Genomic DNA, 24,550 nt, shown 5'->3' with positions numbered 1-24,550 from the left:
GCTAGCCTTTGGCGCTGATTTCGTTGCGCCAGCTATATTGGGGAGAGTAGCCCAGCAGGCGCTTGGCCTTATCAATGGCAAGCAGGGTGGAGTTGGTGCTGATATTGCCCTTGGTCGGCACGTCCGGAAAAACTTCGGCCAGGAGCGACATGTTTGAGCGGCTCATCACCGTATCCGCATTGGCGATGATGAAGGCTTCAAAGCCGGTGAAATCCGCCTGAATCGCGCGGCGCACCGCCTGCGCTCCGTCACGGGCGTCGATATAGCCCCAGAGGTTCCACTTGCGGGCGCGCGGGTCATTGTCGAATTTGGGGAACTTGGCGTAATCCTCGGGATACATGACGTTGGAGAAGCGCAAGGCGCAGATGCGCAACTCGGGATCCCAGCGGCAGAACTGGGCGGCGATGGTTTCGTCTACCAGTTTCCCCAGGGAATAAGCGCTCTCGGGGCGGGGAAAATACTCTTCATCCACGGGCGCATAAGGCGGCGGGTTGTCGAAAGGGAGGCCCAGGACGGTCTCGCTGGAGGCAATGACCACATTGCGGATCTTGGCGAGCCGGCAGGCCTCCAAAACGTTGTAGGTGGAGGGGACGTTGTTGGTAAAAGTGCGGGCATTGGCGGCGAGGCCGGGCGCGGGAATGGCGGCAAGATGGACGACAGCATCGAAAGGACCGCCCCGCTCGTCGACACCGCCCAGAATGGCCGAGGCGACTTCGCCGAAATTGGTGAGATCGACCTTGACGGACGGGCAGGTCGGCTCGGCAAGCGATTGTTGATCGAGGTTTAGTACGTCATAGCCATGGGCTACGAGGTCCTTGAGCACGGCCCTGCCGAGCTTGCCGCTGCCGCCGGTCACCAGAACTTTCGCCATTGATCGATCTCCTCTTGTTGTTGGGGGGAGACTCGCACGTCTTGGTTTGGTCGCCAAGACGAACGCATTCTGAACGGCAAAAAGCTTCCGCTTGCGTCCGCTCGGCGGGGCAGCCTATGTCGAACCCTCTTCAGCCGGAGCCTTCGCCATGGACGCCAATCCCATTCTCGCCGAGACTATCAGGGGCAACTGGGTGGAGAACCGCCATCGCGGCGCCTATGTCGTGGTCGATGCCAGCGGCAAGATCATCGCCCAGGCGGGGGATATCGAGCGGGCGATCTTTCCGCGGTCGGCGATCAAGTCGATGCAGGCGCTGCCCATCTTCGCGCGCGAAGCCGAGGGCAAGTTCCATCACAGCGATGAAGAACTGGCGCTGGCCTGCGCGTCCCACCATGGGGAGGAGGCGCATGTCGCGACGGCATCGGGGCTGCTCGCCCGGCTGGGCCTTTCGGCAGCTGACCTTGAATGTGGCGCCCATCTGCCGACCAATCCGGCAGCGCGCGAGGCGTTGCGGGCGCAGGGCGCCGAGCCTAGTCCGCTCCACAACAATTGCTCGGGCAAGCATGCCGGCATGCTGAGCGTGGCGCTGGCCATGGGCGTGCCGACTTCCGGCTATGTCGGGCGCGAGCACCAAGTGCAGCAGGAAGTGCGGGCGGCGGTTGAGACGGTGATCGGCGAGACCTTAAGCGAGGATCGCTGCGGGACGGACGGGTGCTCGATTCCCACCTACGCGGCGCCGCTGCGGGCCTTTGCCTTAGGGTTTGCGCGCATGTCGACAGGGGAGGGGTTGCCCCCCAATCTGGCGCGAGCCGCGCACCGCCTCTTTGATGCGGCGACCAAGCACCCGCATCTGGTGGCGGGGACCGGGCATGCCGATACGCTGATAATGGGGGCGTTTGCTGGCCGGGTGATGCAGAAGATCGGGGCCGAAGGCGTGCAGTGTGGGGCCATCCGCGACAAAGGTTGGGGCTATGCGCTCAAATGCGACGACGGACACATGGCCGCTTCGCAGGCGATGCTTGCCGGATTGCTGATCAAGATTGCCGACCCGGATGCGGCACAAAGCCGAGTGCTGGAGCAGTTTGCCCGCCAGCCCATCAAGAGCGTGCGCGGGGCACAGGTGGGGGAACTCGTCAGCCGGGTGTGACATCGTTGGAAGCCCGAGCCTTCCCCAAGCGCGCGAAAACTGCGTTGCGGCCCGCTTCGGCTTGTCCCGGCAAGACGGCGGCGGCTATAAGGGCGCAACACAAGACCGGCAGGGCCAATGCTCCTCGACGACAAGATCTATCTGGGAACCAGCACGCAACCCGAGTATCTGAGCCTGCGCTATGGCAACCGGCACGGCCTCGTCACGGGCGCGACCGGCACCGGCAAGACGGTGTCGCTGCAGGTGCTGGCGGAGGGTTTCTCGCGCGCCGGGGTGCCGGTGTTTTGTGCCGATATCAAGGGTGACCTCTCGGGCATAGCCGTTGCCGGTGAGCCTAAGGAGCCACTGCTGAAGCGGGCGCAAGAGATCGGCCTGGGCGAACAATATCGGTTCGAGGCGGCGCCGGTGATCTTTTGGGATCTCTTTGGCAAGCAGGGGCATCCGATGCGGACCACCGTGTCGGAGATGGGCGCCTTGCTCCTCAGCCGCATGCTCGAACTCAACGACACCCAAGAGGGCGTGCTCAATATCGCCTTTCGCGTGGCTGACGAAGACGGGCTGCTGCTCCTTGACCTCAAGGACCTGCGCGCGCTCCTGGTCGATCTGCAGCAGCGCAGCTCGGAAATTTCAACGACCTACGGCAATGTCGCGCCGCAAAGCATCGGTGCCATCCAGCGCGCCCTTTTGGTGCTGGAAGAGCAGGGTGGCGCCAATCTCTTTGGTGAACGGTCGCTCGAGATTGCCGATCTCATGCGCACCGGCACCAACGGGCGGGGCTTCGTCTCCGTGCTGGCGGCCGACGAGCTCATGCGCTCGCCGCGCCTCTACGCGACGTTCCTGCTGTGGCTCCTTTCCGAGCTTTTCGAGGACCTGCCCGAAGTGGGCGACCCGGAAAAGCCGCGACTGGTCTTTTTTTTCGACGAGGCCCATCTGCTGTTCGACGATGCGCCCAAGGCGTTGATCGACAAGGTCGAGCAAGTGGTGCGGCTGGTGCGCTCCAAAGGCGTTGGTGTCTATTTCGTCACGCAGAACCCGGCGGACGTGCCCGAAACCGTTTTGGCCCAGCTGGGCAGTCGCGTGCAGCATGCTCTGCGCGCCTATACGCCGCGCGAGCAAAAGGCGGTCAAAGTCGCCGCCGAGACTTTCCGGCCCAATCCGGACTTCGCCACCGAAGAGGTCATCACCCAACTCGGCACCGGCGAGGCGCTGGTTTCGGTGCTGGAGGACAAGGGCATCCCGTCGGTCGTTGGCCGGACCTTGATCCGCCCACCCTCGGGGCGTATCGGGCCGATTTCTCCCCAGGAGCGGCAGGCGGTGATGGCCACTTCTCCGGTGGGAGGGCTCTATGACCAAGCTATCGACCGCGAGTCGGCCTTTGAGGTGCTCGCGCGCCGCACGCGCGACAAGCAGCTTGCCGAAGAGCGGCAGCAGCAGGAAGAACTCGAAGCCAAGACTGCCTCCCGGACTTACGCCGAAGCCCGGCCGCGGCGCTCCACGCGGCAGACGCCGGGCGAGGCGGCCATGAACTCGCTGGCGCGGACGGTTGCCAACCAACTGGGACGGGCGCTGGTGCGCGGTATCCTGGGTAGCCTGAAACGGGGACGATAGCATGGCCGAAACAGCACCCCTCATTGCCGTCTTTGCCTCGGACCGGGGGCCGGGAGACCCGGAACGCGCTAGCATGATGAGTCAGGCGGGCTCGCATTTCGCCAAGCGCGGTGCGCGGCTGATCTGCCTGGCTGACAATGGCTATGTGCCCGTGCCGCTGATCACCGCCGCGCGGACTGCTGGGGGCGCGGTGCAGGTGATTGCCGATGGGACGATAACCTTGCCCAAGGCGCTGGACGGCGTGCCGCTGGAAGTGCTCGACACGGCGCAGGAGCGTCTGGCGCGCATCGGCAACCTTGCCACCGCCTATGTGGCTTTGCCGGGCTCGCTGTCCTCGGTCACGGCGCTGTTCAACAGTTGGGCGGCGGCCAATGCACAGGGTCGCGTCTTGCCGGTGGTGATGCTCAATCGGCATAAAGCCTATGATGTTATCCGGGGTTTCGGCAATGACGTGATGTCCCACCAGTTCTCGGCCTACGAAAAGTCGCTGCAGTTTGCCGATAGCGTCGAGGACACGTGGAACCGCTTGCAGCGCGTCTTGCCCGCGAGGGGCTAGGGGCGGGAGAGTTGCTTGCTCATGTAGAGCGTCGTTCCGCCCATGAACGGTTCCGTGCTGGTGGTGTGATAGCCGACTGCCTCGTAGAGGCGGACATTGGCCTCGAAAGCAGCGTTGGTCAGAAGCCGGACCTCGGAGCGCCCCGCCCCCGCCGCCAGCTGTTCAGCGTGCGCCAAGAGCTGCCGTCCATAGCCACGGCCCTGGTATTCTGGAAGAACGGCCAGGTTCTCGATCCAGAGATGGTTTTCCCGAATAGCAGTCTCGATCAGGGCGATTAGCTTAGTGTCGGCGTGAAGCAGGTCAAAACGATGCCTGTTGATGGAGTCTTGATAAGCAGCCGTCATCGGCCGGGGCTCGCGACCGACTACGGGAACCCATTTGGCGTATGCGGCACGCACCAGTTCCCGTATAGCATCGACGTCCTCTGCCGAGGCGAGGCGCATCGATAGAGCGGCAACGCTGCTCACCGGCAGCCGCCTGGCATAAGTCAGATTTCCAGGCCGGAAAGGGCCGTGCGCCGGTCGGGAAAGAGCGGAACCACATTGTCGGTGGACCGGCGGGCGGGCGCTGGGTGCGGCTCCGGTAGGGGCGTGCGGTTGCGGCGGTCGGGACCGCGATAACCGCCCAGTGCGCCCACGACACTCCGCGTACGCAGCCGCGTCTGAATGCGCTGCAGCAGGTGCCGCGGCGACATCGGCTTCATGATCACCTCATCGATACCAGCGCTGATCGCCTGATGACGCATGGGCGGGGTGATGGTCCGGGTGAGCGCAATGACCGGCACGTCGGGCGAGACGAGAGACGCGTTGAGGCGAATGCCCTCAACCATCTCGTAGGCGGGGCGACCGTCCACACGATCGAAATCGCAGACCAGCATGTGCAGCGGCGCGATGCCCATATAGGCGAGCAGATCGGCCTCGGACTCGAACTGGCGGACGCGCAGGTGCGAGTCTCCGGCCACCACCATCGCCAGGAGTGACGACAGCGCAGGATTTGCTGCAATGATGCCAACAACTTTGGCCGACTCGGACAACGCAGAACCCTCTCACCGTTAATGATCCGTTAACACGTTGTAACGGGACGGTGAAGATGTGGGTTCCACCAATGGTCATCGGCCTGTGGAGACATGAAAGAGCCCGCCGGCACGAAGTGCGGCGGGCTCGGACTAGGCTTTGGAGTGCTTACTTCTGCGCTTGGTCGAACAGTTGCTCGACATGCTCCCAGTTGACCAGGTTGTCGAACCAGGCCTCGAGGTACTTGGGACGCGCATTGCGATAGTCAATGTAATAGGAGTGCTCCCACACATCGACGCCGAGCAGCGGCTTGCCGCCGGTGACCAGCGGAGATTCCCCGTTCGGGGTCTTCTCTATGGCGAGCTTGCCGTCCTTCCAGGAGAGCCAGGCCCAGCCCGAACCGAACTGGCCGACGCCAGCGGCGATGAAATCGCTGCGGAACTTGTCAAAGCCCCCAAGATCGGAATCGACAGCGGCCTGCAGCTTGCCGGGGAGCGACTTGCCGCCGCCATTGGGCTTCATCCACTGCCAGAAATGGATGTGGTTGAAGTGTTGGCCGGCATTGTTGAACAGCGCCTGGTTCTTGCCGTGCGACTGCTGAACGATCTCTTCGAGGCTTTTGCCTTCAAGGCCGGAGCCGGCAAGCAGCTCATTGCCCTTGGTCACATAGGCCTGGTGGTGCTTGTCGTGGTGGAATTCGAGCGTTTCGGCAGACATATAGGGCGCGAGCGCGTCCTTGGCGTAAGGCAGTTCGGGCAGTTCAAAAGCCATTGGGGCCTCCTTGTTATGCTCTGGTGAACTCGAATTTGGGTTGTCTATAGACGCTTGGGCCGGATGGGACAATCAGTCGGTCAGGCCCACGCAATGGAGAGCGAAGGCGTAGGCTTCAGCAGTTTCCTTGAGACGGTCAAAGCGGCCCGATGCCCCCGCGTGGCCAGCGCCCATATTGGTCTTAAGATATAATGGCGCCTCACCCGTCTTGGTTGCCCGGAGCTTGGCCACCCATTTGGCTGGCTCCCAATAGGTGACGCGCGGGTCGGTAAGGCCAGCCAGGGCGAAGATGGGCGGGTAATCCTGTGCGGCCACCTGCTCATAGGGCGCATAGGCGGCGATGCGGTTGTAGTCCTCGGCCGAGGCGAGCGGATTGCCCCATTCGGGCCATTCGGGCGGGGTGAGCGGCAGGGTTGCGTCGAGCATGGTATTGAGCACGTCGACAAACGGCACCTGGGCCAGAATGCCGCCCCAGAGATCGGGCCGCATATTGGCGATGGCGCCCATCAGCATGCCGCCGGCCGAGCCGCCCTGGGCAACGATGCGGCCCTTGGCCGTGTAACCCTCATTGATCAGCATTTCGGCCGCGGCGATGAAATCGGTGAAAGTGTTGGTCTTGTGCTCGCGCCGGCCAAGCCGATACCAGCGATAGCCTTTTTCCATGCCGCCGCGGATATGGGCCGTCGCATGGACCATGCCGCGATCGACCAGCGACAGTGCCGAGATGGAAAAGGCCGCCGGCATCGACATGCCATAGGCGCCATAGCCGTAAAGCAGGGCAGGGGCGGTGCCGTCGAGCGGGGTGCCCTTGCGATAGAGCAGGGTCACCGGGACCTGTTCGCCATCGGGCGCGGTGGCAAATAGGCGGCGCGTTTCGTAGTCGTCCGGGTTGTGGCCGGAGGGGACTTCCTGCTCCTTGAGCAGGGTGCGGGCGCCCGTCTCGACATCGACGTCATAGGTGCGCGACGGGGTGGTGGGGGAAGAATAGGTGAGCCGGAAGACGGTGGTGTCGAACTCGTAGCCGACCGACATGCCCAGCGAATAGGCCTCCTCCTCAAAGCCGACGGTTTCTTCGCGCCCCGTGCGCAGGTCGCGAACGACGATGCGCGGCAGGCCTTCGAAGCGCTCGAGCCGCAACAGGTGATTGCGGATGACAATGGTGTCGAGGATCAGCACGCCCTGGCGGTGGGGTACGAGATCGGTCCAGTTCTCGGCGCCCGGGGCTTCGACCGGTGCGGTAACGACCTTGAAGTCTTCGGCGCCATCGGCATTGGTGCGGATGTAGAGGAGGCCCTCGCGCTCCTCGATATCATATTCGCGCTCGGGCACGCGGGGCGCCACGACGCGCGGTTCCCCGCCATGCTCGGCATCGATCAGCCAGCATTCCGAGGTCTGGTGGTCATGCGCGTCGATGACGATGAATTTGTCGCTCTGGGTGCGGCCGACGCCCACAAAAAAGCCGGGGTCCTTCTCCTCGTAGATGATCGGATCGTCGGCCTGGTCGGTGCCGATGCGATGCAGGCGCACACGGAACGGCCGGTGGTTCTCGTCATATTCGGTGTAGTAAAGCGCGCTGGAGTCGTTGCTCCAGACATAGGAGCCCGCCGTATCCTTGATGGTCTCGGGGCTGTCGATGCCGGTCTCGAGGTCGCGCACCACGATCTCGTAATATTCCGAGCCGGCGCGGTCGGCAGCCCAGGCGAGAAAGCGATGCGAGCGGTCGTGCTCGGCGCCGGCGAAGCCAAAATACCCCTCGCCTGCTTCCACATTGCAGTCGAGTAGCACGGTTTCCGGGCCACCCTCACGCAGCGTCCGCACCATCTGGGGGTACTGCTTGCCCTCCAGCATGCGCGAATTATAGGCGAAGGGACCGTCGGGCGAGGGAATGCCGCTGTCGTCCTCTTTGATGCGCCCGCGGATTTCCTTGTAGATTTTGTCCTGAAGGGTCGCCGTCGGCCCGCCGAACTGGGCTTCGTAGAAGTCGTTCTCGGCTTCGAGATAGGCACGGATCTCGGGATTGAGCGTCTCCGGCTTTTGCATGACCTCCTGCCAATTGTCTGCCCGTAGCCAATGAAACGGGTCCTCCCGGCGAATGCCGTGATGGGTGACCGCATGCGGCTTTCGGGCAGCAGTGGGGGGCGTGGTCTTGGTCATGAAACAATCCGGCAGGTTGGAAGTGGTCGACGAGAGCGGCAAGGTCTTCTCACATAGGTGAGCCCGGCGAGCAAACAAAGGGCTGGAGCAGCAGAGTTTCTGCTGCTTTTCCGAGGACTTGAGACTGGGATAAGTTGTCACGGTGGTCCGTTTTGACTTGTCCCAACCGGTCCAATCGCTAATGTCCTCCTCGCACATTGGGGCTGCTGGATTCGGCGGCCGGAGGTTTTACGCCAGTTTCGGGGCAGGACATGGATGCGACAATAGCGCTGGTGGCCATCGGGCCATTTGCCGCCGCCGCGCTGGCGCCGCTGATCAACCGCTACACCAAGCCTTTCGCCGGTTGGCTGCTGGCTCTCGTGCCAGCCGCGATCTTTCTTTACCTGCTGAGCTTTCTTGATCCGATTGCCCATGGCGAGACGGTGCGCGCGGCCATTGACTGGGTGCCCGCCTATGGGCTTGAGCTGTCGTTCTTCATCGACGGGCTAAGCCTGACCTTCGCACTGACCATCTCAGGCGTCGGCGCGCTGATCGTCATCTATGCCGCCTCCTATCTCAAGGGGCATCACCATCTGGGCCGGTTCCTCGCCTTTCTGCTAGCCTTTATGGGCGCGATGCTGGGGCTCGTCTTGGCCGACAATCTCCTGGCGCTCTTCATGTTCTGGGAGCTGACCTCAATCACCTCCTTCCTCTTGATCGGGTTCGACCATGCCCGCCAGGCGTCGCGCCGCGGTGCCATCCAGGCCCTGGTGATCACCAATATGGGCGGGTTGGCGCTCTTGGTTGGCGTGGTGCTCACCCAGGTGCTCACGGGCGAGTGGGACATGAGCGCGTTGCGCGAGATGGATGATGTGCTGCGCGGGCACGCACTCTATGGCCTGGTTCTCGCCTGTTTCCTCGCCGCCGCCTTCACCAAATCGGCGCAGTTCCCGCTGCATTTCTGGCTGCCCAACGCCATGGAGGCGCCGACCCCCGTTTCTGCCTTCCTCCATTCCGCCACCATGGTGCAGGCGGGCGTTTATCTTCTGGCGCGCATGACCCCGGTGCTGGGCGAAACCAACATCTGGGCCACGCTGCTTACCATTTTCGGCGGAGTGACGCTGATCTGGGGCTGCCTTGGGGCGCTGCGCCAATCGGACATGAAGCAGATGCTGGCGCAGACCACCATTGCCTCGCTGGGTCTATTGGTGCTGCTGATCGGTCTAGGCGGCGAGCTCGCGATTTCCGCGGCGCTCCTCTACTTCGTTGCGCACGCCCTCTACAAGGCGGCCATGTTTATGATCGTGGGCGCGGTGGATCACGAGACCGGCACGCGCGAGATCACCGCCCTCAGTGGTCTCGCCGACAAGATGCCGGTGACCTTCATCAGCACCGCCTTGGCCGTGCTGTCCATGGTTGGCCTGCCGCTCAGCCTCGCCTTCTTCGCCAAGGAGGAGATGTACTACGCCGTGTTCAAGCCGGAGTGGCAGCCCCTCCTTATCCTGGTTGTCCTCGTCGTCGGCAATGCCCTTCTGGCCGCCGTGGGCCTCTTGATTCTGATCAAGCCCTTCCTGGGTGAGTTGTCGCCCACGCCCAAATCGCCGCACGAGGCACCGATCGCCATGCTCGTTGGGCCGCTTTTGCTTGGCGGCGCGGGGGTGGTGGCGTCGTTGCTGATCGACTGGTTCAGCCACGACATCGTGGGTCCCGGCGCAACGGCGATCCTGAATGAACCGGTCGAGGGGCACCTGACCTGGGGTGGCATCAATTGGCTGAGCCCGGTTGTCGTGCTGTCGGCGCTGACCTGGCTCCTCGGGATCCTGGCCTATACGCAGGGGTCGCGCATTCGCACCGTGCTGCGCCGCGGCGCCAATGCCGTGGGCTGGACCGCCGATACGGTCTTCGATGCCGTCATGTTCGGCCTCATTCGCTTCGCCGCCGATGTGACTCGTTTGCTGCATCATGGTCGCCTCGAGCTTTATCTCGGCGTCGTGTTCATCATGTTCGCGCTGGCGCTGTTTGTGCCCTTACTCGGGCTAGGCGGGCTTAACGCGCTGCTGCCGATTGCCGAGCTGGGCGATTGGTCCAATGTGCTGCGTTGGCCGGACCTGCGCAGCTATGAGTGGGGGGTGATCCTCTTGGCGGCAATTGGATTGCTAGCGGTGATGTTGGCCGGCAATCGGCTCTTCGCCATCATCGCTCTTGGTATTCAGGGAGCCGCTCTGGCCCTGATCTTCCTCCTGTTCGGTGCGCCCGACCTGGCCTTTACGCAGTTCATGGTGGAAGTGCTGTCCGTCGTGATCCTGACCTTGGTGATGACCCGGCTGCGACTCGACGAGGCTGACAAGCGCCCGCTGGAAGACCTGGCGCGCGACGGCACTATTGCGTTGGTCTGCGGACTGGGCGTGACGCTGACGCTAATGGTGGTGCTGTCGGGTCCGCTGGATCTGCGCCTCAGCGAGTTCTATGCGGCCACCAGTGTGCCGATCGCGCATGGTGCCAACATCGTCAATGTTATCCTGGTGGACTATCGCGGCATCGACACCTTGGGTGAAATTGCGGTGGTGATGGGCGCCGGTGTCGCCATCCTAGCCTTGCTTCGCAGTCGCAAGCGGCCCATTGCGCCAATTATTCGCGCACCCCTGCGCCGAAAGGCGAAATCATGAATTCGCTGATCTTTCGCACGCTGACGCCGTTTCTCGTCACCATCATCCTGGTCTTTTCAGTCTATGTGCTCCTGCGGGGGCACAATGAGCCCGGTGGTGGATTCATCGGCGGCCTGATCGCTGCTTCCGCGATGACCATTTTCGGAATGGCCTCTGGTGTTTCCGAAGTACGCCGAGCGCTCCGCTTCGACCCACTGGCGATAGCTGGCTTTGGCGTTTGCATCGCCGTGCTCTCGGGGCTCGCGTCGCTTTTTACTGGCTCCCCCTTCCTCACCAGCATTTGGCTCTATCTAGAGCTCGGAGACACAGTCGTTCCCTTGTCGACACCCTTGTTCTTCGACATCGGCGTCTACTTCGCGGTGTTTGGCACGATCAGTTCCGTGGCGCTGTCCCTCGAAGCCGACGAAAGCGAGGAACTCTGATGGACCAAACACTCGCCATAGTTGTTGGCCTGTTTATCGCGATGGGCATCTTCCTGCTGCTGTCGCGATCATTGATCCGCATGCTGCTGGGTCTCACCATCTTTGGGAATGGGGTGAACCTGTTGATTTTCACGGGCGGACGGCTGACGCGCGAGGCTGCACCCATCGTCGCGCCAGGCCTGGATCAGCCTGCGGGAATCATCGCCAATCCGCTGCCGCAGGCACTGATCCTCACGGCAATCGTCATCGGCTTTGCCATGTTCAGCTTTCTCTTGGTGCTAGCCTTCCGGGCGTACCAAACGCTTGATGCCGATAACACCGACAATATGCGCGTCGCCGAACCAGCGGACGCACCTAACCCCCCATTGAGCTACTGACATGGCAGTGCCTGCGGACTTTCCCGCCATGATTGAAACGGCGACGCCAGCCAGCGAATGGGTCATCGTCCTGCCGGTCGCGCTGGCGCTGCTGGGCTCGGCTATTTTGGTCATGCTGCGCAAGGGATCGGCCATATTGGCGGTCCTCAGCGGGCTGGTGATCTTGGCCATGATTGCCTGCGAGATAGCGCTGATCCTACGCATAGTAGAGGTGGGGCCGGTCAGCATGACCATGGGCAAGTGGTTGCCGCCCTTCGGCATCAGCTTTACCGCCGATCTGTTCGGGGCTGTGTTTGCGCTTGCCGCAGCAGTGGTAACACTGTTCGTTCTGATCTACGCCGAAGCGGACCGACCGCCAGAGGCACGGGGCGACGGGTTCCACGGCATGTTGCTGCTGCTGCTCGCGGGAGTGACGGGGTCGTTTCTGACCGGCGACCTCTTCAACCTTTATGTCTGGTTCGAAGTGATGCTGATCGCTTCCTTCGGGCTCCTGGTGCTGGGCGGCCGGCCCATTCAGCTCGATGGGGCGGTGAAATACGGCTTCCTCAACTTCCTAGCGACGAGCTTTTTCCTGCTTTCGCTGGGGCTGCTCTATGGGCTTGTGGGTACGCTCAACATGGCGGACATCCTGCAGGTCGCACCAAGCGCGAACCCAGCGGCAATGACAGCGGTGGCAGGGCTGTTGCTACTCGCCTTCGGCATGAAAGCAGCGGCGTTCCCGGTGAACAACTGGTTGCCTGCCTCCTATCATGCTCCTCCGGCAGCTGTAGCGGCGCTATTTGCCGGCCTCCTCACCAAGGTCGGTATATACGCGCTCTTGCGGGCGTTGGTCGTGGTGCTGCCCGCGAGCCGTGACCTCCTCGAGCCCGTTCTGGCTCTGGTCGCCATCGCGACGCTAGTTATCGGGCCACTTGGCGCGATTGCCGAAACCAATCTGCGCCGGGCCGTGGGGTTCATGCTGATTGGCGGCATCGGCGCGGTCATGGCCGGTATCGCCATTCCGAATGCTGCCGGCGTGGGTGGAGCGGGGCTCTATATCCTACATGCCATGGTCAGCATGGCAGCCTTTTATCTCGTGCTCGGCATCATCGAACGCCGGACGGGGCAGGTGGATTCGCGACAGATGGGCGGCATCTACGCCAGCAACACCGCGATCTCGATTCTCTTCTTCGTGCTGATGCTGGCCATTGCCGGCCTGCCGCCCTTCCTTGGTTTTTGGCCAAAATTGCTGCTGATCGAGGGGGGGCTAACGATGGGGGGCTGGACCGGGGGCCTGCTGGTTGGGGCCATACTCGTCAATGCCGCATTGACGCTGATCGCCGGGTCTCGGTTGTGGGCGCATATCTTTTGGCGCCCGGCTCCTCAGGAGCAAGAGCCTAAATCAGCCATCTGGCCGCGCGAATGGGTGCGTGGCGGTGCGGCTGCCCTGCTCACGGTCATCGTCGTGGCAGCTGGCCTGTGGCCAAATCCTCTGTTCGAGGTCGTGCGGACCGGTGCGGCCGACATGCTCGATAGTTCGCGCTATGTCGAGGCCTTCGGGCTAAGAGGAGATGGGTCATGAGACTAGCGCTTCTGGTTATCGTGCTCGCCCTGATCTGGACGGGCATCAACGGAAACTTCTCCGAACTTAACTTGTTGCTGGGCCTCGTTATCGGGGGCCTCGCGGCAACGCTGTTGCGCAACACATATGCCCGACCGCTGTTTCTGCTGCGGGTCTGGCGCATCTTCCGGCTGCTGATGCTGTTCCTGCGGGAACTCGTGCTGAGTGCCGTCCGCGTGGCTGCCTTGGTCCTATCACCCAATCTGCATCAGAAGCTCAAGCCCGCAATTGTGGCCTTTCCCCTCACCGTCCGTTCGGACGCCGAGATCACACTTCTGGCCAACATGATCACGCTGACCCCCGGTACGCTGAGCATCGACGTTTCTGCCGACAAGCACACGCTCTACATGCATGTCTTGCAACTGAGCACGCGCGAGGAACTGATCGCCGATATCGCCGGGGGATTCGAAGCCAAGATCCAAAAGGTGTTCTCATGACGCCAATGGCCGTTCTCTCCGTGTCGACGCTGATCGCGCTAGTGCTCCTGACAGTGGCGCTGCTGGTCGGCATGGTGCGCATCATCATCGGGCCGACACTGGCGGACAGGGTGTTGGCGCTGGACCTGTTGACTGTGGTGGCAATGGGCTTCATCGCTGCTATCGCGATCCGCACCGGTCTGATGCTCTATCTCGACATTGCTATCGCCCTGGCCCTCCTGGGCTTTCTTGCGACGGTCGCTTTCGCTCGCTACATCCTGTCGCGCCGCCAGGCCGACGAGAAGGCGCAAAGGGGGCGGCCATGATCGTGGACCTTATGATCTATCTGGCGAGCTTCATGCTCGTACTAGGTGCCTTCTTCAGCCTCCTCGCCACTATCGGGGTGCTACGCCTTCCGGATCTGCTGACGCGCATGCACGCCGCCTCCAAAGCGGGTGCAGTGGGCGGTGGGCTGATTCTGGTTGCTGTTATTCTGGTTTGCTTCGACTGGGCCATTGCCCTACGCGCAGTATTCGGGATTATCTTTCTCTTACTCACGACACCGTTATCCGCGCACCTTCTGGCTCGGGTAAGTTATTCGCGTCTTGAGAATATTGAAGAAGATGCGCGGGCAGAACAAGTTAAGTCAAATCCGGCTGAACCTGAGCCGACATAACTTAGCCTCAAAGGTCTTGTGTATTTTGTGTCTGTCCCGCTTGCGGCTCCCTCAGAAGAGACCTAGTAAGAGGGGTTGGCTGTGATTGCCCTCGTCCAGCCCAATAAGAATAATCGAAAGGTTGAAACATGAGTGAAACTGCCGGCGCGGCGAACGGTTTTGAGAACGACCTGATCGAACTCAGCACTGAAATCGTCTCAGCCTATGTGAGCCACAATTCTGTGAGTCCGACTGATCTTCCAAAGTTGATCGCCGACGTTCACGGAGCATTGCGCGCTCTTCAGTCCAATGAAGCACCGGTCCAGGTCGAGGAACTCAAGCCCGCCGTACCGGTCCGCAAGTCCGTGGCTCCCGATTACATCATCTGCCTCGAAGACGGCAAGAAGTTCAAATCTTTGAAGCGCCATCTTCGCACCCACTACAATCTCTCGCCGGAAGAATACCGCGAGAAGTGGGGCCTGCCGGCAGATTACCCGATGGTTGCTCCGAACTACTCCGCGACGCGCTCCAAGCTCGCCAAGGACAACGGCCTCGGCCGCAAGGCTGCCTAAAGCAGCAACACGCTACGAAACGTCGCGTCCAGAATGCCGTCTAGAGCGGCAGGACCCCGGCGATAACTACGCTTCAAACGGCCGCTCCCAGGAGCGGCCGTTTGAATTTTCTGAGCTTTATCCAACTTATCCCCGCGCGCTTGCGCTGCTGCAGTATGTAGGAATATAATCCTACACGTTGTAGCAGGTCCAAGCCATGAGGCACAGTTCACATCTATCCACGGGCGAGCCGGCCGTGATGCGCGGGCTCCAGGCGCGGTCTCCATGCGCCACAGCTATCACGCTGATAGCACAGGAAAAGCGCATTCCCGAACGGCTGCTCATTGGGCGCCGGCGATGCCGGGCCAGTGCTTCGGAAGCGCGGCACCTGGCCATGTATCTTGCCCATGTGGTGCTCGGCCAATCGCTCCTGGACATCGCCCTGATCTTCGGGCGAGATCGTACAACCGTTTCCTACGCCTGCGCCAAGATCGAGGATCGCCGCGACGATCCGGTGTTCGATGCCGAAGTGGAGCGGCTCGAAAGATGCCTGCAGAGTGGGGTGGCGGAGGGGCGCGGCAATGCCGATCACTAGTCGCCCCTCAGCAGAGCCAACACTCGCCCGCCTGGCCGCCAGCAAGGAGCGCAACGGCCAGCCCTTCCTCCAAGCGCATCACCTCGCTGCCGCCGATCGGCTGAGCGGATTGATCGCCAGGGCTCAGCTGGTGCAGCGCGTGACGATGTCCTATGACGCCGCCCATGTTGGCGGCCGGCGTGGCGGCGGGGCAGGGGCGAGCGACATGTCCGACAGCGCAGCTGACGCTCGCCGATTGCTCAACCGGCTGGCCGAGACCCTGCCGATCGACTGCTGGGGTGTTGCCTTCGACGTCTGTGCCCTGGAGAAGGGATTGCAGGTGATCGAAACCGAACGGCAGTGGCCGCGCCGCAGCGCCAAGCTGGTGTTGCGGATTGCCCTTGATCAACTCGCAGCGGCGTTTGGGCTGAGCCCACATGTGGCAGGTCTGGAAGGGCGGCGCACGCGGGCATGGCTGGAGGAGCGACTGCCCATCATCTCGTGACCAAGGACTAGCGCAGCGCCTGGGCCTCGGAGCGGATGCGGTTGACCATGGCAACCAGCCCGTTGGAGCGCTGCGTAGTCAGGTGTTCGCGCAGCCCGATCTTGTCGAAGAAGGCGATCGCGTCCGTCTCGGCAATTTCATTGGCAGGCCGGCCCGAATACAGGGCCAGCAGAACGGCGACGAGACCCTGCACGATCATCGCGTCACTTTCGCCGCGATAGGTCAGCACGGCCTGGCCATCGCGCTGCTGCTGGTCCGCTGCAAGCCACACCTGAGACACGCAGCCATGCACCTTGTTAGCGGGCGTCTTTTCTTCGGGGCTGAGCTTGGGGAGCGCCTGGCCGAGCTCGATCAAATAGCGATAGCGATCCTCCCAGTCGTCCAGGAAGGAAAGGTTTTCGGCGATATCCTGAAAGGCGGCGGGCTCGGTCATAGAGCCTATCTAGGCGAGTGGAACGGCCTTTTCCAGCCCGGGAAGGGAAAAGGCCGCAAGCACAGGGCAGTGTGCTTGCGGCAAGGACCAGAGGTCGTTCGGGGCGTCGCTTGGGAGTGACTAAGACCTCTGGTGAAACTGGAGAGTTGCTTGGATCAGCCGAGCTGGTCCGGCCGCCGGCGGGGCAGGGGAACTGGAATGGGGTTTGCATCCACTCTCGCCGCCACCGGCGCTGTGGCGGGAAGGGCAGCTGCAATAACGGCCTTGCCGCCCATACATTCCCACGACTGGCACTCGATGGCCTCGATCTGCTGGGCGATCATCTGCGAGCCCGCCGCCATCGCCTGGGCTGACAATTCGGCGGTGTCCGGAAGATCGGCCCCGGGCTTGATCACCAGATACGCCAGGGTCAGCCAGAAAACGGATCGAGCCACTGCAAACATGGAATGAACGGTCCCGCCAAATCGTGCAGCACCATGCTGCGTCGATCCTCAGACTAGGGAGCGGTCATTAAACCGTGCTGGGACATTTCGATAAAGTTTGAAGCAAATCGGACGTTTAGCGAAAGGGCTTGTTTACGCTAACTGCCGAAAGGACGCGCTAGGGTGCACCCGGACGGCCCCGCGGCAGCGCGCTTAAGGGGGCCTTAGCTCTTGGCTCGCAGTGTGGCGATAACAAGAACCTGATGTCCATTCAGGCGGGGCGCGGCCCACCAGCCAAGCCTCGGGACCAGTCCGGTCCGACCACCGGCGTCGACGTTTGTGAGTATTGCGTATGCATAGCCTGTTCTCTTTCGGCGCAAGCAAGGAGATGAGTCTGGCCAATTCTGGGTCAGCCCATCGTCCCGAAGTGCTGCGCCGCAAGACGCTGGCCAATAACTCCCGCGCACTGATCGCCATTGCAGCTGCGTCCATGCCCATGAGCGTCTTCTGGATGGTGGGTGGCGCTGCGGTGCCGTTCGTCCTGGCGGCCCTTTGCCTTGCCGCCGGTATGGTGACGCTGTCGCTGCATCATAGTGGCCGGCATGATGAGGCCGCGGCCGGCCAGGTCTTCGCCATCATGGCCATGGGTACGGTTTTGACCTTCGTTGACCCCGAACTGGGCGATGCGGGATTGGGCATTGCAAGCATGGGGCCGGTCCTCGCATCGCTGCTCGGGCGCCGGGCAGTGCGTCGCCAGAGCTGGCTGCTGCTGGCAGGCGTGCTTGCAGCCTGTGTCGCTGCCTCGATCGTTGGCGCGCCGGCAATCCCACTCGCCAGAGACCTTTATCTGCCCGTCGCCGGCGTGGCGTTCCTAGCCGCCCTGGGCCTTGTGGCTTACACAGCCAATCGGATCGGCGCCGCGTATGAGGTACATGACCGTGCGCAGGTGAACGCTTATCAGCACCTGATCGAACACGTTCGCGATGGCGTACTGCGTTTTTCCTCCGAGGGTGACCTTTTGTTGGTGTCGCACTCCTCCGAGAAGCTTTTTGGTTGCCGCAGGTTTGAGATCACGACGAGCAGCCTTGCGGAACGGTTGCACGTGCTGGATCGCCCAGCCTATCTGACCGCTTTTGCCGATGCCAATATCGGCGGCAAGGCGCGGGTGATCGAGGTCCGGCTGCGGCGGGATGAACCGGGCGCCACAGTTCCCAGCTTCATCTGGGTCGAGGTGAGCTTTGCCCCGGTGATCGACCCGCAAGAGACCGATGGGCGGCACGAGGTCGTGGCGCTCTTCCGCGACGTCACCGAACGCAAAAACCATGAAGCCGCCATGCGTGAGGCGCGCCGGACGGCCGAGGAAACCTCGGAGGCCAAGTCCCGCTTCCTCGCGACGATCGGCCATGAGCTGAGAACGCCCCTCAACGCTGTCGTCGGCTTTTCCGAGATGATGACCAGCGGCATCGGCGGGGATTTGTCCGACACCAATCGGGAATATGCCGGGCTCATTCATCAAAGTGGCAAGCACCTGCTCGAAGTGGTTCGGATGCTGCTCGACATGAGCAGGATCGAGGCGGGTAAGATGGAACTGCAGAGAGAGCCTTTCCAGGCAGCCGCACTGGTCGGCCCTTGCCTTGCCATGGTTGACGGTGTCGCCAAGTCCCGTAGGGTGCAGATCGAGACCGATATCGGGCAGAACTTGCCGCTGCTGGTGGGCGACGAGCGGGCATGCCGGCAGATTCTGATCAACCTGGTCTCCAACGCTATCAAGTTCAGCCATGACGGCGGCTCGGTGCGGGTGAGTCTCAAGCGGCAGGGGCAGATGCTGAACCTGTCGGTGAGCGATTTTGGCGTCGGCATGGCACCCGAATCGCTGGAGCGAATCGGCGAGCCCTTCTTCCAGGTGCAGGATGGCCTATCGCGCCGCTATGACGGGACTGGGCTGGGGCTCTCCATCGTCAAGGGGCTGATCGAGCTGCATGGCGGCACTTTGCGGGCGATCTCGGAAATTGGGGCGGGGACAACCATGACCGTATTGCTGCCCATAAACGGTCCAGCAATAAACTCCGAAGACACTGCGGTGGTAACCCAATTCCGCAAAGAGCCTGCCGCCGAACCAACAATTCCATGGCCCGAAGAAAAAAGAAAAGCGCAATGACGGCAACAACCCTCTCGCGCCTGCCCCTCGCGGCGGGCAGCGTTCTTGCATCCCAGATCGGCCGTGCTGGCCTCTGGGCTGTCTCGCGCTACATGCGGGCGCCTGCCGCGTCTACGGGGCTTCTGGCCCTGGTGACGTTAACGGCCCTTGCGGGCAGCAATGCCCTCTACTTCCAAACCAGTGAGCACCCGGCCCCCTTCTTCGCTCCGGCCCCCAATGTGCCTGCCGCTGTCTCTGGTGTTCCACTGATTAGCGCGCCCGTGCCAGCGTCACGGCCAGAGATTTCGAGCGTCAGCGAGCCCGCAGTCACGCAGGAGACGACTGGCAGCGTCGCACCGGCGCAACCGGCCATTCCCGATGCGCCGGTGGGGAACCGCGACGCGTTTGCCGTGCAGAAAAAACTGGCGGAGATCGGCCTCTTTTCAGGGACGGTGGATGGCTTTTATGGTCCGCGGACGGCTCAGGCGATCCGCGCTTTCGAGGAGCGCAATGGCCTTGAGCCGACGGGCGCGCTCACGCCCGATATCATCGACGCCATAACTCGCGCCGACGCGCAGGGGAAAGTGCCGGTGGCCCAGCCTGCGGCTGCGGTGGTGGCCGCCCCCGCTCCGCAGCCCGCCATTGTGCAGCAGGCGCAGGCCGCGCCAGCTGCTCAGCCCGTTGCGCCAGCGCCTGACCAAGTTGTTGCCCGGGTGCAAACGCTGACGCCAGTCGACCGGGCGGTCGACACAGTTGGTAGTGCCGCGGCACAAACCATCGACTCTATCGTGGCGGCTGTGGGTGGTGTTGCCGAAACACCTGCCGCGCAGGGCGCCCAGCCCATTCCAGCCCTGCCGGTTGCCGCCGCTCCTCGACAGCAGCCGATGCCCGCACCGGTCAAGGTGGCTTCACTTGAAAACATGGCTCCGCCGCAACCTGTGGCACAGCCGCAGACTGCCGCTGCACCCACGCTTGCGCCTGCCAACAACACTCAGCTCGTGAGCCAAATCCAGCGCGGGCTTGCCAGCCTCGGCTTCTATCACGACTCGATCGATGGCCATCCCGGCGACTCCACGGCTCGGGCGATCCGCGAGTTCGAGAACTTCCATAGCTACAAGGTGACAGGGCAGGTCAACCCAGACTTGGTCGGCCTCCTGCTCGACGCCGGGGCGTCGATCTGAGGTGAGCCGGCTACGCACCGACATCTGGTGCGGCGTGTTCGTGCGGCGCCATAATGATCTGGGTCATATGTGCGTGGTGTCCCGTCGAGGTGATCCGGTTGCCGGGCAGGTTTTCGTTGAAGTCGATCACCTCGATGGCACGGTGTCGCTGTTTACGCCGGCCCCGGTAAACGCCGAGCGAGATGATGCTGGGCTGATATTCCAGCGCCGTTTCGCGCGGGTGGATGCCAGCAAGGTACGGGACCGCATTGAGCAAGAAGCTCGATTCGATCCCGATCTTTGGGTAATAAGCCTCGACCTGCGCGGCGACGATGCCGGGCTCGATCTGACGCCTTAGCTCGCGCGCTTGATGCCGATGCGCGACAGGGCCTCGATCGCCTGTTCCACCACTGGACTGTTGGCGACAATGGTGTTGGGAGTGCGGGTGCTGGTCTGGGTGAACGGCTTGTATTCGGGCTTGTTGAGCTCGAGCAGGTTCACCTCGCCGCGCCATGCGCTCATCAGGTAGGCCATCGATTCGGGGCTTACATTGCCAAAGAGCGTCGCAAAGTCGGCCAGCGCCTGCGACCGGTCGGTGTCGTGGCTGGTGGCGTGGATCAGCACCTTGAGCCCGTCATAGGCCGAACAGCCAAAGGCGCGCAGGATAACAAAGAGGGACGCACCGGTGACGTCGTGGGCGATCTGCCCGCAGCGCACTTCGTCGAGCCCCGTCAACTGACTGAGAAGTTTGGTAACCTCGGGCCGGCGGTTTTCCGAGAAGAGCTTCATCAGCGCCTTGGTCAGCTCCGCATTGGCGACGGTGAGCTGTTCGATGGTCTTCTGGATGGGCGCCAGCGGCGTTTCGCGATGGGCAAAGGCGCGGATGACCTTGGTGCGGTCGGCGTCGGAGAGGTCGAAGAATGCCGGAGCGAGGAGGGCCGCATCGAAGTCGTCGCGCTTGGCCAGCGCTTCGGCCACGAGATGATCCATCTGGGCGGAGCGGGCGAGGGCGCTGAGATAAGCGCCGCGGGGCACGATGGAAATGTTGGATGCTAGGGCGCGGTAGACCTTGCGCGAATTCATCTGGAAGAGCTTGGCAAGCACCACATTGGAGAGGTCATCGCGCGAGGCAAGCACGGCCGCCGCCGAAACATCGTAGCGGGCGATGATCTCGATCATGGTGGGTTCGGAGAGGTCGGCAGCGCCCTCAAGGAAGGTGTTGAGATCCTCCCCGATGTGCTCGACCACCAGCTGCTCGAGCGCCGGGGACAGCATCTCGGCCCGGCCAAGGATCGCTGCACCCTTGGCGCGCGCTTGGGAGCCGGCCAGCGGGAAGAGGCGGGTAGCGAGGGCCTCGAACTGTTCCAATTCGGGAGAAGTGGGTTTGCCGCGCCGCGCATAGGCGTCGCAGGCGGCGATGAGAAGGGTATTGGTGCGGTCTACCCCGCCATTCTCGATCAGCAATTGGAATGTCTCATAGGGCTGAAAACCAAGCATGTGCGGGTCCGTCGACTCAAATTCTGCATCACATTCGATGCAGGCTCACTCTTGCCGGTAATTCGTTAGCAGACTGTTAACCTTGACGATCTCTTAATGCGGTCCTGCACGAGGGGCGTCACGTGCTGATTTGCAACTGACAACGCGGCTGCCGAAAGGAACGGGGCCGGATTGGAGGACAGCTTGGGAAAGCTCGTCAATTTCGAACGCCGCAACGCGCCGCCTGCGGCAGCGGACAAACCGCGCGGCACGGCCCAGATCCTGATCTTTACCGGGGTTCGTTATGAACGTGGGGCGCCACCGCCATCGACCAGGCTCGATCCTACCCCGCGCAAGCGTAAGCGTGGATAAGTTTCTGCGCGCCGGCGTCGTGGCCGGAGTAGTGCTTGCGCTGGCCGCTTGTGGCCCACGGCCGGTCGGCGATTTCGGTCGGGCACGCCCCAGCTTTACCCATGACACGGCGATGCCCGCGGTCGGTGGTGCACTGGCACGGGCCCGTCGGGAACCGGTGTCGAGCTTCAATCAGACCGACCAGGAACGGGAGATGCATGACCGCGTCTGGCGGTTCCTTGTCTCGCCCCACACCCAGGACTGGTTCTACGATGTGGCGGTCGAACTGCAGCGGACGCGGGTGACGCCAGCCCTCGATCACAAATATGCGCCGGACCGTTACTACAATTGGCTGCGCAGCACGGACTATCGCTCCTCGCGCACGCGCTATGCCACCGTTGGGCGCGATATTGCTGCCGATCTCGACACCATTCCGGCGACGTTCCTTGCGATCTGCGCGGTGATCGAAGTGGACCGGCAACGGGCGGTGGCGCAGCAGGGGCTGCAGCTTGGTGGTGAGGCAACGGCGGACGTTGCCGCGCGCCGGGCCGAGAACGACATGCGCATCGCCTGGTTCGTGCGGGCGCTAAATTATCGCTACACGAGTTACAACTACGCGCTGGATCACCTGCTGGTCGAAACACCCCATGAACAATCGATGGCAGTAGACGAGGCACTGCGCCAACTGCACCTTTTCGTCGGACGCGCGAACCGCCACGACTTCTGCAGCGGGGCCCAGGGCGGGCTGACCGCTGGACATGCGGTGGTGCCCTCCCGCTATGCGACGCAGCGGATCGACACCGAAATTGTGTTGCCCAAGTAGGTTAAACGGTTAACATCCATTAACCGTTTGTATTTGCTGAGAAATTTTGATCTGAGCAGGGAACCTGTGCGTTCCAGTAGCATTGTTCTACCTGGACGCAGGAGTTGCCACAATGAAGAGCCTCTTTTCCCGCCCGTTCCGCGCGAACGCGGCGGCAAATGATCGCGCGACGCTAGCCGCATTCGAAGCCTCGCAGGCGATCATCCAGTTCGACCTGGATGGCACTATTCTGACCGCGAACCAGAATTTTCTCGCCCTCATGGGCTATTCGCTGGAGGAAGTCGTCGGCAAGCATCACGCGATCTTTGTTGACCCCGAAGAGGTCAAGGGCCCTGAGTACAAGGCATTCTGGGCAAGGCTAGGGGGCGGCGAGTTCGACCGTGGCGAATACAAGCGCTTCGCTAAGGATGGCCAGCCGGTCTGGATCCAGGCGAGCTACAACCCGGTGTTCGACGACAAGGGCAATCCGATCAAGGTGGTCAAGCTCGCCTCCGACGTGACCGCGCAGCGGATGGCTGCAGCAGCAAGCGAAGGGCAACTCAACGCTATCGGCCGGTCGCAGGCGGTGATCGAGTTCGATCTGACGGGCAACATCGTTTCGGCCAACGCCAATTTTTGCGCCGCCATGGGCTACGACCTGGAGGAGCTAGTGGGCCGGCATCATAGCCTATTTGTCACCCAAGACTACGCGCGGAGTGCCGAATACAAGGCGTTCTGGCAGCGCTTGGGGCAGGGCGAGTTCGAGGCAGGCGAGTTTCGCCGGCTCGGCAAAGCAGGCCGAGAGGTGTGGATCCAGGCATCCTACAACCCAATCTTCGACCTGGAGGGCAAACCCTACAAGGTCGTGAAATACGCAACGGACGTGACCGCTCGCAAGCGCGCCGTCAACTTGCTCGGCCAGGGTCTGGCCAAGTTGGCGGACGGCGAGCTCAACACGCGCATCACCGAGCCCTTCGAGGGCGAGTTGGAGGAAGTGCGGCATGCCTTCAACGAGACGACGGGGCGCTTTGCTGACATCATCCGGCAATTGCGCCAGACTTCGGCGACGCTCAAGAACGCGACGGGCGAAATCCTGACAGGCGCCAACGATCTTGCCGAACGCACGACCCGGCAAGCGGCTACCATCGAAGAGACCAGCGCCGCGATCGAACAGTTGTCCACCACTGTCTCCGATAACGCCAAGCGGGCAGGCGAGGCAGCAATCACGGCAAATGCAGTTTCAAAGGTTGCCACCGAGAGTGGCGCAGTGATGACCGATGCAAACTCGGCAATGGAGCGGATCAGCCAGTCATCGAACAAGATTTCTTCGATCATTGGGCTTATCGATGACGTGGCGTTCCAGACCAATCTACTGGCGCTCAACGCCTCGGTCGAGGCGGCGCGGGCCGGAGATGCCGGTAAGGGGTTCGCCGTGGTTGCCGTGGAAGTGCGCCGGCTCGCCCAGTCGGCAGCCTCCGCTTCCGCCGAGGTTAAGGCGTTGGTGCAGCAATCTGCCGACGAGGTGCGCAATGGCTCCAAGCTGGTGTCCGATGCGGCCAAGCGCCTTGGCTCCATGCTGGAGGCCGTCAACCAGAACTCTGCCCTGGTGGAAGGCATCGCAACCGCAAGCCAGGAGCAGGCATCCTCGATTGCCGAGATGGTCACCGCTATTCGCCTACTGGACGAAATGACCCAGCACAACGCAGCGCTGGTTGAAGAAACTAATGCCGCGATTGAGCAGGCCGAAGGCCAGGCAAGCGAACTCGACGGCATCGCTGAGATTTTCCGGATCCAAGAAGAAAATCCGGGCAACGTCGTGAAACTGCGCGTCGCCTGAGGCTAGACCTTCACCGAGCTGTCATGTTCAACGGTGAGGGTGAGCGGGGCTAGTCAGAGGACGCAAG

The 24,550-nt window shown here is 62.4% G+C and carries 26 protein-coding genes and 1 pseudogene; 19 read left to right on the top strand and 8 right to left on the bottom strand.

Features of this window, described 5'->3' with window-relative positions; all coding sequences use genetic code 11:
- Window position 1 precedes the first annotated feature (1 nt).
- The gene (locus tag QOV41_RS15535) at window positions 2-871 is read right to left on the bottom strand and encodes an NAD-dependent epimerase/dehydratase family protein (protein WP_284577708.1); all 870 of its coding nucleotides are present in this window, start codon (window positions 869-871) and stop codon (window positions 2-4) included.
- Window positions 872-1,019: 148 nt separating this feature from the next.
- Here QOV41_RS15535 and QOV41_RS15530 point away from each other — a divergent pair, with 148 nt between their 5' ends.
- From QOV41_RS15530 to QOV41_RS15520, 3 genes are all read left to right on the top strand, one after another.
- On the top strand, window positions 1,020-2,018 hold the full coding sequence (locus QOV41_RS15530) for an asparaginase (RefSeq protein ID WP_284577707.1): 999 nt from the start codon (window positions 1,020-1,022) through the stop codon (window positions 2,016-2,018).
- A gap of 117 nt (window positions 2,019-2,135) precedes the next feature.
- Window positions 2,136-3,626, top strand: coding sequence for a helicase HerA-like domain-containing protein (locus QOV41_RS15525; RefSeq protein ID WP_284577706.1), 1,491 nt, complete (start codon window positions 2,136-2,138; stop codon window positions 3,624-3,626).
- Window position 3,627: 1 nt separating this feature from the next.
- The gene (locus tag QOV41_RS15520) at window positions 3,628-4,182 is read left to right on the top strand and encodes an LOG family protein (RefSeq protein WP_284577705.1); all 555 of its coding nucleotides are present in this window, start codon (window positions 3,628-3,630) and stop codon (window positions 4,180-4,182) included.
- On the opposite strand, the gene QOV41_RS15515 is transcribed toward QOV41_RS15520, so the two are convergent.
- From QOV41_RS15515 to QOV41_RS15500, 4 genes are all read right to left on the bottom strand, one after another.
- The gene (locus QOV41_RS15515) at window positions 4,179-4,649 is read right to left on the bottom strand and encodes a GNAT family N-acetyltransferase (protein WP_284577704.1); all 471 of its coding nucleotides are present in this window, start codon (window positions 4,647-4,649) and stop codon (window positions 4,179-4,181) included. The two genes, QOV41_RS15520 and QOV41_RS15515, sit on opposite strands and share 4 nt — an antisense overlap.
- A gap of 20 nt (window positions 4,650-4,669) precedes the next feature.
- Complete coding sequence (locus QOV41_RS15510) at window positions 4,670-5,215, bottom strand: response regulator (RefSeq protein ID WP_284577703.1); 546 nt, start codon at window positions 5,213-5,215, stop codon at window positions 4,670-4,672.
- A gap of 148 nt (window positions 5,216-5,363) precedes the next feature.
- On the bottom strand, window positions 5,364-5,966 hold the full coding sequence (locus tag QOV41_RS15505) for a superoxide dismutase (protein WP_284577702.1): 603 nt from the start codon (window positions 5,964-5,966) through the stop codon (window positions 5,364-5,366).
- A gap of 72 nt (window positions 5,967-6,038) precedes the next feature.
- Complete coding sequence (locus QOV41_RS15500; protein ID WP_284577701.1) at window positions 6,039-8,120, bottom strand: S9 family peptidase; 2,082 nt, start codon at window positions 8,118-8,120, stop codon at window positions 6,039-6,041.
- Window positions 8,121-8,371: 251 nt separating this feature from the next.
- Here QOV41_RS15500 and mbhE point away from each other — a divergent pair, with 251 nt between their 5' ends.
- From mbhE to QOV41_RS15450, 10 genes and pseudogenes are all read left to right on the top strand, one after another.
- Window positions 8,372-10,765, top strand: coding sequence for a hydrogen gas-evolving membrane-bound hydrogenase subunit E (gene mbhE, locus QOV41_RS15495; RefSeq protein WP_284577700.1), 2,394 nt, complete (start codon window positions 8,372-8,374; stop codon window positions 10,763-10,765).
- Complete coding sequence (locus tag QOV41_RS15490) at window positions 10,762-11,187, top strand: Na+/H+ antiporter subunit B (protein ID WP_284577699.1); 426 nt, start codon at window positions 10,762-10,764, stop codon at window positions 11,185-11,187. The genes mbhE and QOV41_RS15490 overlap by 4 nt, the downstream gene beginning before the upstream one ends.
- Window positions 11,187-11,564 carry a Na+/H+ antiporter subunit C gene (locus QOV41_RS15485; protein WP_284577698.1) on the top strand — a complete coding sequence of 126 codons (378 nt, stop codon included), beginning with the start codon at window positions 11,187-11,189 and terminating at the stop codon, window positions 11,562-11,564. Before QOV41_RS15490 ends, QOV41_RS15485 begins: the two co-directional genes overlap by 1 nt.
- 1 nt (window position 11,565) lies before the next feature.
- Entirely contained in the window at window positions 11,566-13,125 is a 1,560-nt protein-coding gene (locus QOV41_RS15480; RefSeq protein ID WP_284577697.1) for a proton-conducting transporter transmembrane domain-containing protein, read from the top strand.
- A complete protein-coding gene (locus QOV41_RS15475) occupies window positions 13,122-13,601 on the top strand; it encodes a Na+/H+ antiporter subunit E (RefSeq protein WP_284577696.1) in 480 nt (159 codons plus the stop codon). Before QOV41_RS15480 ends, QOV41_RS15475 begins: the two co-directional genes overlap by 4 nt.
- Window positions 13,598-13,897: pseudogene (locus QOV41_RS15470) on the top strand (cation:proton antiporter); the annotation flags it as partial. The gene QOV41_RS15475 and the pseudogene QOV41_RS15470, both read left to right, overlap by 4 nt.
- Window positions 13,898-13,902: 5 nt before the next feature.
- On the top strand, window positions 13,903-14,256 hold the full coding sequence (mnhG, locus tag QOV41_RS15465) for a monovalent cation/H(+) antiporter subunit G (protein WP_284577694.1): 354 nt from the start codon (window positions 13,903-13,905) through the stop codon (window positions 14,254-14,256).
- A 128-nt stretch (window positions 14,257-14,384) separates the two neighbouring features.
- Complete coding sequence (locus tag QOV41_RS15460; RefSeq protein ID WP_284577693.1) at window positions 14,385-14,807, top strand: Ros/MucR family transcriptional regulator; 423 nt, start codon at window positions 14,385-14,387, stop codon at window positions 14,805-14,807.
- 196 nt (window positions 14,808-15,003) lie between these two features.
- A complete protein-coding gene (locus QOV41_RS15455; RefSeq protein ID WP_284577692.1) occupies window positions 15,004-15,381 on the top strand; it encodes a helix-turn-helix domain-containing protein in 378 nt (125 codons plus the stop codon).
- Entirely contained in the window at window positions 15,368-15,865 is a 498-nt protein-coding gene (locus QOV41_RS15450; protein ID WP_284577691.1) for a DUF6456 domain-containing protein, read from the top strand. The genes QOV41_RS15455 and QOV41_RS15450 overlap by 14 nt, the downstream gene beginning before the upstream one ends.
- Before the next feature lie 7 nt (window positions 15,866-15,872).
- On the opposite strand, the gene QOV41_RS15445 is transcribed toward QOV41_RS15450, so the two are convergent.
- Together QOV41_RS15445 and QOV41_RS15440 are read right to left on the bottom strand one after the other, a co-directional pair.
- Window positions 15,873-16,298: a SufE family protein gene (locus tag QOV41_RS15445; RefSeq protein ID WP_284577690.1), complete on the bottom strand. Its 426-nt coding sequence runs from the start codon at window positions 16,296-16,298 to the stop codon at window positions 15,873-15,875.
- 155 nt (window positions 16,299-16,453) lie between these two features.
- On the bottom strand, window positions 16,454-16,741 hold the full coding sequence (locus tag QOV41_RS15440; RefSeq protein ID WP_284577689.1) for a hypothetical protein: 288 nt from the start codon (window positions 16,739-16,741) through the stop codon (window positions 16,454-16,456).
- A 367-nt stretch (window positions 16,742-17,108) separates the two neighbouring features.
- Between QOV41_RS15440 and QOV41_RS15435 the strand changes: the two genes are divergently transcribed.
- Genes QOV41_RS15435 through QOV41_RS15425 form a run of 3 tightly spaced genes read left to right on the top strand, consistent with a single transcriptional unit; the run spans window position 17,109 to window position 20,375 of the window.
- Complete coding sequence (locus tag QOV41_RS15435) at window positions 17,109-18,878, top strand: ATP-binding protein (RefSeq protein WP_284577688.1); 1,770 nt, start codon at window positions 17,109-17,111, stop codon at window positions 18,876-18,878.
- Entirely contained in the window at window positions 18,875-20,038 is a 1,164-nt protein-coding gene (locus tag QOV41_RS15430; protein ID WP_284577687.1) for a peptidoglycan-binding domain-containing protein, read from the top strand. The genes QOV41_RS15435 and QOV41_RS15430 overlap by 4 nt, the downstream gene beginning before the upstream one ends.
- 1 nt (window position 20,039) lies before the next feature.
- Window positions 20,040-20,375: a DUF1491 family protein gene (locus QOV41_RS15425; protein WP_284577686.1), complete on the top strand. Its 336-nt coding sequence runs from the start codon at window positions 20,040-20,042 to the stop codon at window positions 20,373-20,375.
- On the opposite strand, the gene QOV41_RS15420 is transcribed toward QOV41_RS15425, so the two are convergent.
- The gene (locus tag QOV41_RS15420) at window positions 20,372-21,514 is read right to left on the bottom strand and encodes a DUF2336 domain-containing protein (RefSeq protein ID WP_284577685.1); all 1,143 of its coding nucleotides are present in this window, start codon (window positions 21,512-21,514) and stop codon (window positions 20,372-20,374) included. The genes QOV41_RS15425 and QOV41_RS15420 overlap by 4 nt on opposite strands.
- 183 nt (window positions 21,515-21,697) lie before the next feature.
- On the opposite strand from QOV41_RS15420, the gene QOV41_RS15415 reads away from it, so the two are divergent.
- From QOV41_RS15415 to QOV41_RS15405, 3 genes are all read left to right on the top strand, one after another.
- A complete protein-coding gene (locus QOV41_RS15415) occupies window positions 21,698-21,865 on the top strand; it encodes a hypothetical protein (RefSeq protein ID WP_284577684.1) in 168 nt (55 codons plus the stop codon).
- Window positions 21,858-22,667 (top strand): hypothetical protein, encoded by an 810-nt coding sequence (locus QOV41_RS15410; protein WP_284577683.1) that lies wholly within the window; start codon window positions 21,858-21,860, stop codon window positions 22,665-22,667. The genes QOV41_RS15415 and QOV41_RS15410 overlap by 8 nt, the downstream gene beginning before the upstream one ends.
- 112 nt (window positions 22,668-22,779) lie before the next feature.
- Complete coding sequence (locus QOV41_RS15405) at window positions 22,780-24,483, top strand: methyl-accepting chemotaxis protein (protein ID WP_284577682.1); 1,704 nt, start codon at window positions 22,780-22,782, stop codon at window positions 24,481-24,483.
- The last annotated feature ends 67 nt before the right edge of the window (window positions 24,484-24,550 follow it).

Source organism: Devosia sp. RR2S18 (assembly GCF_030177755.1).
GTDB classification, from domain to species: Bacteria; Pseudomonadota; Alphaproteobacteria; order Rhizobiales; family Devosiaceae; genus Devosia; species Devosia rhizosphaerae.
The sequence above is the reverse complement of the archived record's forward strand: the minus strand, read 5'-3'. Positions and strand labels throughout refer to the sequence as shown.

Bases quoted from the DNA above. Each gene is read 5' to 3' on its own strand.
- QOV41_RS15450 (WP_284577691.1), top strand. From the start codon at position 15,368: ATGCCGATCACTAGTCGCCCCTCAGCAGAGCCAACACTCGCCCGCCTG.
- QOV41_RS15405 (WP_284577682.1), top strand. From the start codon at position 22,780: ATGAAGAGCCTCTTTTCCCGCCCGTTCCGCGCGAACGCGGCGGCAAAT.
- mbhE (WP_284577700.1), top strand. From the start codon at position 8,372: ATGGATGCGACAATAGCGCTGGTGGCCATCGGGCCATTTGCCGCCGCC.
- QOV41_RS15435 (WP_284577688.1), top strand. From the start codon at position 17,109: ATGAGTCTGGCCAATTCTGGGTCAGCCCATCGTCCCGAAGTGCTGCGC.
- QOV41_RS15490 (WP_284577699.1), top strand. From the start codon at position 10,762: ATGAATTCGCTGATCTTTCGCACGCTGACGCCGTTTCTCGTCACCATC.
- QOV41_RS15440 (WP_284577689.1), bottom strand. From the start codon at position 16,741: ATGTTTGCAGTGGCTCGATCCGTTTTCTGGCTGACCCTGGCGTATCTG.
- QOV41_RS15500 (WP_284577701.1), bottom strand. From the start codon at position 8,120: ATGACCAAGACCACGCCCCCCACTGCTGCCCGAAAGCCGCATGCGGTC.
- QOV41_RS15480 (WP_284577697.1), top strand. From the start codon at position 11,566: ATGGCAGTGCCTGCGGACTTTCCCGCCATGATTGAAACGGCGACGCCA.
- QOV41_RS15535 (WP_284577708.1), bottom strand. From the start codon at position 871: ATGGCGAAAGTTCTGGTGACCGGCGGCAGCGGCAAGCTCGGCAGGGCC.
- QOV41_RS15455 (WP_284577692.1), top strand. From the start codon at position 15,004: ATGAGGCACAGTTCACATCTATCCACGGGCGAGCCGGCCGTGATGCGC.
- QOV41_RS15420 (WP_284577685.1), bottom strand. From the start codon at position 21,514: ATGCTTGGTTTTCAGCCCTATGAGACATTCCAATTGCTGATCGAGAAT.
- QOV41_RS15505 (WP_284577702.1), bottom strand. From the start codon at position 5,966: ATGGCTTTTGAACTGCCCGAACTGCCTTACGCCAAGGACGCGCTCGCG.
- QOV41_RS15530 (WP_284577707.1), top strand. From the start codon at position 1,020: ATGGACGCCAATCCCATTCTCGCCGAGACTATCAGGGGCAACTGGGTG.
- QOV41_RS15520 (WP_284577705.1), top strand. From the start codon at position 3,628: ATGGCCGAAACAGCACCCCTCATTGCCGTCTTTGCCTCGGACCGGGGG.
- QOV41_RS15485 (WP_284577698.1), top strand. From the start codon at position 11,187: ATGGACCAAACACTCGCCATAGTTGTTGGCCTGTTTATCGCGATGGGC.
- QOV41_RS15475 (WP_284577696.1), top strand. From the start codon at position 13,122: ATGAGACTAGCGCTTCTGGTTATCGTGCTCGCCCTGATCTGGACGGGC.
- QOV41_RS15445 (WP_284577690.1), bottom strand. From the start codon at position 16,298: ATGACCGAGCCCGCCGCCTTTCAGGATATCGCCGAAAACCTTTCCTTC.
- QOV41_RS15430 (WP_284577687.1), top strand. From the start codon at position 18,875: ATGACGGCAACAACCCTCTCGCGCCTGCCCCTCGCGGCGGGCAGCGTT.
- QOV41_RS15460 (WP_284577693.1), top strand. From the start codon at position 14,385: ATGAGTGAAACTGCCGGCGCGGCGAACGGTTTTGAGAACGACCTGATC.
- mnhG (WP_284577694.1), top strand. From the start codon at position 13,903: ATGATCGTGGACCTTATGATCTATCTGGCGAGCTTCATGCTCGTACTA.
- QOV41_RS15525 (WP_284577706.1), top strand. From the start codon at position 2,136: ATGCTCCTCGACGACAAGATCTATCTGGGAACCAGCACGCAACCCGAG.